Source organism: Geodermatophilus siccatus (assembly GCF_900103785.1).
GTDB lineage: Bacteria > Actinomycetota > Actinomycetes > Mycobacteriales > Geodermatophilaceae > Geodermatophilus > Geodermatophilus siccatus.
This window is the reverse complement of record NZ_FNHE01000008.1, coordinates 268,861-276,663: the sequence shown is the minus strand read 5'-3', so window position 1 is coordinate 276,663 and position 7,803 is coordinate 268,861. Positions and strand designations below refer to the sequence as shown.

Annotated in this window: 9 protein-coding genes; 7 read left to right on the top strand and 2 right to left on the bottom strand. The window is 74.0% G+C overall.

Annotated elements, in window-relative coordinates; translation table 11 throughout:
• On the top strand, positions 1 to 867 hold an 867-nt coding region (locus BLS21_RS16415), incomplete at its 5' end, for an HNH endonuclease signature motif containing protein (protein ID WP_091220729.1).
• Between the two features lie 118 nt (positions 868 to 985).
• Positions 986 to 2,173 carry an acyl-CoA dehydrogenase family protein gene (locus BLS21_RS16410; RefSeq protein ID WP_091220726.1) on the top strand — a complete coding sequence of 396 codons (1,188 nt, stop codon included), beginning with the start codon at positions 986 to 988 and terminating at the stop codon, positions 2,171 to 2,173.
• A 27-nt stretch (positions 2,174 to 2,200) separates the two neighbouring features.
• On the opposite strand, the gene BLS21_RS16405 is transcribed toward BLS21_RS16410, so the two are convergent.
• Positions 2,201 to 2,542, bottom strand: coding sequence for a hypothetical protein (locus tag BLS21_RS16405; RefSeq protein ID WP_245700482.1), 342 nt, complete (start codon positions 2,540 to 2,542; stop codon positions 2,201 to 2,203).
• Positions 2,543 to 2,589: 47 nt separating this feature from the next.
• Here BLS21_RS16405 and BLS21_RS16400 point away from each other — a divergent pair, with 47 nt between their 5' ends.
• The gene (locus tag BLS21_RS16400) at positions 2,590 to 3,174 is read left to right on the top strand and encodes a hemerythrin domain-containing protein (protein ID WP_175479599.1); all 585 of its coding nucleotides are present in this window, start codon (positions 2,590 to 2,592) and stop codon (positions 3,172 to 3,174) included.
• 74 nt (positions 3,175 to 3,248) lie between these two features.
• A complete protein-coding gene (locus BLS21_RS16395; RefSeq protein WP_091159491.1) occupies positions 3,249 to 3,557 on the top strand; it encodes a hypothetical protein in 309 nt (102 codons plus the stop codon).
• 1 nt (position 3,558) lies between these two features.
• Here BLS21_RS16395 and BLS21_RS16390 read toward each other — a convergent pair whose 3' ends face one another.
• Positions 3,559 to 4,011: a MarR family winged helix-turn-helix transcriptional regulator gene (locus BLS21_RS16390; RefSeq protein WP_091220851.1), complete on the bottom strand. Its 453-nt coding sequence runs from the start codon at positions 4,009 to 4,011 to the stop codon at positions 3,559 to 3,561.
• Between the two features lie 21 nt (positions 4,012 to 4,032).
• On the opposite strand from BLS21_RS16390, the gene BLS21_RS16385 reads away from it, so the two are divergent.
• From BLS21_RS16385 to BLS21_RS16375, 3 genes are all read left to right on the top strand, one after another.
• Positions 4,033 to 5,082 (top strand): ABC transporter substrate-binding protein, encoded by a 1,050-nt coding sequence (locus BLS21_RS16385; RefSeq protein WP_091220719.1) that lies wholly within the window; start codon positions 4,033 to 4,035, stop codon positions 5,080 to 5,082.
• Between the two features lie 78 nt (positions 5,083 to 5,160).
• Complete coding sequence (locus BLS21_RS16380) at positions 5,161 to 6,600, top strand: APC family permease (protein WP_091220848.1); 1,440 nt, start codon at positions 5,161 to 5,163, stop codon at positions 6,598 to 6,600.
• Entirely contained in the window at positions 6,597 to 7,634 is a 1,038-nt protein-coding gene (locus BLS21_RS16375) for an acetamidase/formamidase family protein (protein WP_091220717.1), read from the top strand. Before BLS21_RS16380 ends, BLS21_RS16375 begins: the two co-directional genes overlap by 4 nt.
• Positions 7,635 to 7,803: the final 169 nt, after the last annotated feature.

Here is a 7,803-nt window from a genome sequence, read left to right as displayed (position 1 = left end):
CAGGACGTCGACCTGGCCGTGGTCGACCGACTGCTCACCGGGGTGGCCCGCGAGCGGCCACACGCCGACGTGGCCAAGGCGGTGGCCCACTACCTGGACCGGCTCGATGCTGATGGTCCCGAGCCCGATCCGACCGAGGGCCGCCGGCTGGTGCTGGCCAAGCAGGCGGATGGGAGTCTCACCGGCCGGTTCGACCTGGACGCGGTGGGCGGGGAGAGGCTGCAGGCGGCGCTGGAGGCCCTGGTGCAGGCCGGCCGGGCCGCCGCCGACGAGCGGACCCGCGCGCAGCGGCTGGCCGATGCGCTGGTGCAGCTGTGCGCCAACCAGCTGGCCGCCGGCAGCCTGCCGACGCTGCGCGGGCACAAGCCGCAGGTCGTCGTCACGCTCGGCATCGAGGACCTGGTCGACCCCGCGATCGGCCGCGGCGCGGTGGAGATGGGCTTCGGCGCGCAGATCTCGGCCACCCGCGCCCGCTGGCTGGCCTGCGACGGACAGGTGACCCGCATCGTGCTGGGCCCGGACGGGGTGCCGCTGGAGCACGGCCGCACGCTGCGGCTGTTCCCCGCCCACGTGCGCCGCGCCGCCGAGGTGCGCGACGGCGGGTGCGTGTTCGCCGGCTGTTCGGCGCCCACCTGGTGGTGCGACGTCCACCACCTGCTGGCCTGGGTCGACGGCGGAGCGACCGATCTGGGGAACGCCGCGCTGCTGTGCGAGCGGCACCACACCAAGGTCCACCACGGCTTCCGGGTCGAGCGACGACCCGACGGCCGATGGCGCACCTGGCGACCCGACGGCACCGAGATCCGCACCGGACCCCAACGCACCGGCCCCCAGCGCACCGGACCACCCCTCCCCGCCGCCGCCTGACCGACAGACGACGCACGCCGGGCCGCACGACCTCGAGGTCGTGCGGCCCGGCCTGCGTGGACCACCGGCGTGCACCGCGACCGGGCGGACGAGCCGGGCCGGTCGTAGCGTCGGTTCCATGAGCGAGTCGAGCCCGGACTTCTACGACCTGGAGGAGCTCCTCGAGCCGGAGGAGATCGAGATCCGCGACCGCGTGCGCGCCTTCGGCGAGAAGGAGGTCATCCCGCGGATCAACGAGTACTGGGAGCGCGCCGACTTCCCCTTCGAACTGGTGCCCAAGCTCGCCGAGCTCGGCATCGCCGGCGGCACCATCGAGGGCTACGGCTGCCCCGGGATGAGCAACGTCTCGGCCGGGCTGGTGGCCGCGGAGCTCGCCCGGGCCGACGGCAGCATCGGCACCTTCAACGGCGTGCACAGCTTCCTGGCCATGCAGTCGATCGCCATGCTCGGCGACGAGGAGCAGCGGGAGCGCTTCCTCCCACCGATGGCCCGGCTGGAGAAGATCGGCGCCTTCGGTCTCACCGAGCCCGCGCACGGGTCGGACGCCGTCGGCCTGGAGACCTCCGCCCGCCGGGACGGCGACTCCTACGTGCTCAACGGGCAGAAGAAGTGGATCGGCAACGGCAGCATCGCCGACCACGTGCTCATCTGGGCGCGCGGTGAGGACGGCGCGGTCGGCGGCTACGTCGTCGACAAGGGGACGCCGGGCTACGAGGCCCGGGTGATGACCGGCAAGACGGCGCTGCGCGCGGTCTGGCAGGCCGAGATCACGCTGACCGACGTCCGGGTGCCCGCGGAGAACAGGCTGGCCAACTGCCACAGCTTCAAGGACGTCTCGAAGGTGCTCGACCGCACCCGCTACACCGTCGCCTGGCGGGCGCTCGGGCTGGCCACCGCCTCCTACGAGCTGGCGCTCGCGCACGCGCTGCGCCGGGAGCAGTTCGGCCAGCCGATCGCCGGCTACCAGCTGGTGCAGGACAAGCTGGCCCGGATGCTCGCCGAGATCACCGCGATGCAGCTGATGTGCTGGCGGCTGTCCAAGCTGGCCGACGCCGGCCGGATGACCGCGGCCATGGCGTCGCTCGCCAAGATGAACCACGCCGCCAAGGCCCGGGCCATCGTCGCCGACGCCCGCGACATCCTCGGCGGCGACGGGATCCTCATCGACCACCACGTGGCCCGCCACCACGCCGACATGGAGGCCGTCTTCACGTTCGAGGGCACCGACTCGGTGCAGGCGCTCATCGTGGGCCGGGAGATCACCGGGCTCTCGGCGATCAGCGGACGGCGGCCCGAGCGCCGCTGACCGGGACGGCGGGAGGTGCCGACCCCCTCAGCCGGCCCGGCTGAGCGGCCGCACCACCGACGTCAGCTCACGGCACTCCAGGCACGCCGTCCGGCCGACGCCGACGCGCCGCCAGTCCTGCGCACCCCACACCTGCACGATCGCCCCGCAGACGGCGAGTTCCACCTCGCCGTCCAGCTCGGTCGGCGGCCGGTGGGCCTCGACGGCGTGCCACGGTCTGCTCTGCTCGGTCGGCCGCCCCGGGGACCAGCGGTCCGGCCGGGCGAACCCCACTGCATAGGACTGCACGACCGAGTTGTGCCCTGCCTCACACTGGCAAAACAACACGAACAGGTCACGCCGGACGGCGGCCGGGAGTGTGTCCGTCACGACCGCGGGGAACCCAGCAGGGATCCCCCAGCCCCCAGGAGCGAGCCGTGACCCAGACCGACAGCCAGCGCGACGTGGTGGACCTGCTCAGCGCCGACCACCGCGAGTTCGACCGCATCTTCACCGAGCTCGAGGGCCTGTTCGGGCAGAGCGACCCCGACGTCCTGCGCCGCAAGCGCGAACTGGTCGACGAGGTGACCATCGGCCTCGTCAAGCACTCCGTCGCCGAGGAGACCCGCGTCTACCCGAAGGTCGAGCAGCAGGTCGACCGCGAGGAGGCCGAGCACTCCAAGCACGAGCACGCCGAGGCCGAGGAGACCATGAAGCGGCTCGAGCGGATGGACCCCGGCGACCCGCAGTTCGACACCGAGGTGGCCACGCTCATCCGCGAGATCCGGCACCACGTCGAGCACGAGGAGGGCCGGATGTTCACCGAGCTGCGGGCGGCGTTCACCCGCGAGCAGCTGGTGGAGATGGCGCAGGACGTCGAGCGGGTCAAGGCCATGGCGCCCACCCGGCCGCACCCGATGACGCCGAACGAGGGCGCCGTCCGCACGGTCGCCGGGCCGCTGGCCAGCCTCCTCGACCACCTGCGCGACGCGGTCAGCGGCCGGGGCAAGCGCGAGAGCTGAGCCCACCGGCCGAGGCCACCGGCGGCTCCTCGCGCGCTACCGTCGAGGGGTCGCGAGCGCAGAGGAGCACGTCGGTGGAACCTGTCAGCCTGCTGGTCGGTGCGGCGCTGCTCGCGGCCGGTTTCCTCGGCGGCCGGCTGAGCCGCCGGCGGCCCACTCCCCCGCCGGCGCCGCCCGCGCCGCTGTGCGGGTGCGGCCACACGCTCAGCCAGCACGACACCGAGACCAACACCTGCTACGCCGAGCTGCGGCGCGACACCTACGACAAGCGGGGCCGCTGGTCCGGGCACCAGTGGGTGCCGTGCACCTGCCGCCAGTACGTCGGTCCGCGCCCGATCGACGAGGTGTTCATGCCGCGGCTGCTGCCGCCGGCCACCGACTGAGTCAGTCGCCGTCCTCGAGGGCGGCCAGCGCACGCGTCAGCGCATCGACCCGCTCCGGGCCCCAGGCGCTCGACAGCGCGGCCTCGTGCGCCTGCACCAGGCCCTCCAGGCGGACCAGCCGGGTGCGTCCGCGCGCGGACAGGTGGACCCGGACCCGACGACCGTCGCAGGGGTCGGGCAGCCGATAGGCCTCGGCGGCGTCGACCAGCCCGTCGACCAGCCGGGTCAGCGTCGGAGCGGGCAGCGAGAGCGCGGCGCCCAGCTCGGTCATCGACCGGCCCGGCCCGGCGGCGAGGCACCGCAGCACCCGGTAGGTGTCGAGCGTGGCGCCGTCCTCGGCGAGCACCGCGGAGACGCCGCGGGCCACCCGCCGCTGGGTGACCGTCAGCAGCTCCACGAGGGAGGCACCGGGCGGCGCCGTCACCGGGGAGGTGGCCGGCGGCTCGACACCCATGGGCCGCACCATACTCAGACGGTGCACGAGCAGACGGTCCTGCTGGACGCCTGGGAGGCCGCCCTCCTCCCCCGCCGTCCGGACGTCGTGCGCGTCGGGCTGGCCGTGCCGCTGACCGGTCCCCTCGCCCTCACCGCCCCCTCCGCGCTGGACCTCGCCGGCCTGGCGGCGGACGAGACCAACGCGGCCGGCGGCGTGCGCGGCCGCGCCGTGGAGCTGGTCACCGTCGACTCCGGGCGGCCGCCGCAGGCGGTGGCGGCGGAGGCCGCTGCGCTGCACGACGCGGACGCCTTCGACGTGCTCGTCGGCTTCCACACCAGCGCCGTGCACCGCGCGGTCGAGGCGGCGCTCGCCGGCCGGGTCCGCTACGTATTCACGCCACCCCACGAGGGCGGACGGCGCCGGCCCGGCGTGGTGCGCATCGGTTCCTCCCCGCGCGCGCAGCACACCGCCGCACTCGGCTGGCTGGTCCGGCACCGCCGGGCCCGGCGGTGGGCGCTCGTCGGCAACGACTACGTCTGGCCGAAGGCCGTGCACCGCGCCGCGACCGGGGTGCTGGGCGGCCTCGGCGCCGAGGTCGTGGGCCAGGCGCTGGTCCCCCTGGGCGTCGACGACCCCGGTGCGCTGCTGGACCTGGTGCGCCGCACCCGCGCCGACGCCGTCCTGCTCAGCCTCGTCGGTCGCGACCTGGTCACCTTCAACCGCGAGTTCGCCCGCGCGGGCCTCGACCGCCGGGTGGTCCGGCTGTCCGGCGCGCTGGAGGAGAACGGCCTCTACGCCGCCGGCGGCGACTCCACCGGCGAGCTGTACGCCTGCATGCCCTCCTTCGCCGCGGCCGACGGCACGGTCGACGCGGCGGACGACGAGGGGCAGCTCGCGCTGCAGGAGCGGCACGCGCGGCGGGCCGGGCCGACCGCGCCGGTGGTCTGCGCCTACGCCCGCGGCGTCTACGACGGGGTCCGCCTGGCCGTCGCGCTCGCGGAGGACGGCGCGGCGCCGCGCCCGGCCCCCGCCGTCCCCCGCCTGGCGCTCGCCGACGGGCTGGCCTTCCGCGCGGTGCGCCCCGGCTGACGGGGCACTGCTTCCATCTGGAAGCAACCCCGCCTACTCTCTCCCCGCCCGGCCCGGAGCCGGAGGAGAGGAGTGGGCGTGAGCGACCCCAGCACCACCACGACGAACACGACAGGCGGCCCGGCCGGCGCGACCGGCGCGACCGGCGACCGGAGCGTCGAGGCCTTCGGCTACCGCCAGGAGCTCAAGCGCTCGCTGAGCTTCACCGACCTGCTGGTCTACGGCTTGATCTTCATGGTGCCGATCGCGCCGTTCGGCATCTTCGGCAGCGTCTTCCAGGGCTCGGGCGGCATGGTCGCCCTGGCCTACGCCATCGGCGGGCTCGCCATGGCGTTCACCGCGGCGTCCTACTCGCAGATGTCGCGGGCCTTCCCGATGGCCGGCTCGGTCTACACCTACGCCGGTCGCGGCATCGCCCAGCCGGTCGGCTTCATCGCCGGCTGGATGATCCTGCTCGACTACGTGCTGGTCCCCGCGCTGCTCTACCTCATCGCCGCGATCGCGATGAACTCGATCCTGACGACCGTCCCGGTGTGGGTGTGGCTGGTCGGCTTCGTCGTCCTCAACACCGTCGTCAACTACTTCGGCATCGAGTTCACCGCGCGGGTCAACAAGGTCATGCTCGTCGCCGAGCTGGTCGTGCTGGCGATCTTCCTGGTCATCGGGGTCGTCGCGCTGGCCTCCGGCGAGGGCCGCGGCTTCGACTTCTCACCCGTCTACAACAGCGACACCTTCTCGCTGGAGCTGGTCTTCGGCGCGGTGTCGATCGCGGTGCTGAGCTTCCTCGGCTTCGACGGCATCTCCACGCTGGCCGAGGAGAACCGCGACTCCGCGCGCTCGATCGGCAAGGCGATGATCGCCGCGCTGGCCCTGGCCGGGACGCTGTTCATCGTCCAGACCTGGATCGCCGCGCTCCTGGTGCCCGACCCCGACACCCTCATCGCGGAGGGCGACGCCGCCGGGACGGCGTTCTACGACGCCGCCGCGGTGGCCGGCGGGGCCTGGCTGTCGACGCTCACCGCGGTCGCCACGGCGGTCGCCTGGGGCTTCGCCAACTCGCTGGTCGCCCAGGCGGCCACCTCCCGCCTGCTGTTCGCCATGGCCCGCGACCGCCAGCTGCCCGGCTTCCTGCGCAAGGTGCACCCGACCCGCCGGGTCCCGGTCAACGCCACGTTCCTCGTGGCAGCCGTCTCCCTGGTGCTCGGCCTCTACATGGAGTCGCGCGAGGACGGCATCACCCTGCTCTCGACGCTGGTCAACTTCGGCGCGCTGTCGGCGTTCCTGCTGCTGCACGTCTCGGTCGTCGTCCACTTCGTGGTCCGGCAGAAGAGCCGGAACTGGTGGTTGCACCTCGCGGTCCCGGTCATCGGGTTCGCGATCCTCGCCTACGTCGTCTACAACGCGCAGGTCGCCGCGCAGGAGCTCGGCTTCGTGTGGCTGGTGGTCGGCCTGGTCCTGATGGGCGTGCTCCTGGCCACCGGCCGCAAGCCGGAGATCCGGGCGGAGCAGGGCCTGTGACGGCCTCACTGGAGGTCGTGACCGTCGCGCCGGCGGCCGACCAGCTGCGCTACACCTTCGGGGGCGGCGAGCCGCTGGTCACGGTCCCCCCGGGCAGCGTCGTCGAGCTGACCACCGAGGACTGCTTCGGCGGGCGGGTGCGCGGGGTAGGCGACCTGCCCAGCCAGGTGTGCGAGTTCCCCTACCTCAACCCGGTCACCGGGCCGATCGCGGTCGAGGGCGCCGAGCCCGGGGACACCCTCGCGGTGCACCTGGTGGAGATCGCCCCCGCCCGCGACTGGGCGGTGTCATCGACGTTCCCGCACTTCGGCGCGCTGACCACCACCCACTCGACGGCGATGCTGCACGAGGCGCTGGAGGAGCGGGTCTGGGTCTACGAGGTCGACCGGGAGCGGGGCACGTGCCTGTTCCGGCCGCACCGCGGCGGCCCGGAGGTCGAGCTCCCGCTGGACCCGATGCACGGCACGATCGGGGTCGCCCCCGCGGGCGGCGAGGTCTTCGCCAGCATCACCCCGGGCGCGCACGGCGGGAACATGGACACCCCCGAGGCCCGGGCGGGGACGACGCTGTACTTCGGCGTCAACGCCCCCGGCGGGCTGCTCTCCATCGGCGACGGGCACTGCCGGCAGGGCGAGGGCGAGGTGTGCGGCACCGCCGTCGAGGCGGCGATGCGCACGGTCGTCGTCGTCGACCTGGTCAAGGGCGGGACGCCGGGCGGGGCACCGCCGGCGTGGCCGCGGCTGGAGACCGACGAGCACCTCATGTCGACCGGCTCGGTCCGGCCGCTCGAGGACGCCTTCCGGATCAGCCAGCACGACCTGGTGACCTGGGCGGCCGAGCTCACCGGCTGGGACACCCTCGACGCCCTGCAGCTGGTCAGCCAGGCCGGCCTCGCGCCCGCGGGCAACGTCGTCGACACCAACTACACGATGGTGGCGAAGCTGCCCAAGCGGTTCCTGCCCGGTGCCGTCGCGGTCGACGGCGTGCACGACCGCCTGCGGGAGACCGCCGCGGCCTATCTGGCGCAGCGCTGACGCACCTGCGGGGAGCCCGGGCCCGGTCTCCCCGCAGGTGCAGCGGGTCGGCGGTCGGTTGTCGAGACGGCGTCGTTCCGATACGCTGGTCGCGGGTCCAGACGCCGGCCCGTGGCTCGTCCCGCAGCGCGGTCGCCGGTCCCCGTCGCCTCGTGTGCGCCTCCCGAGG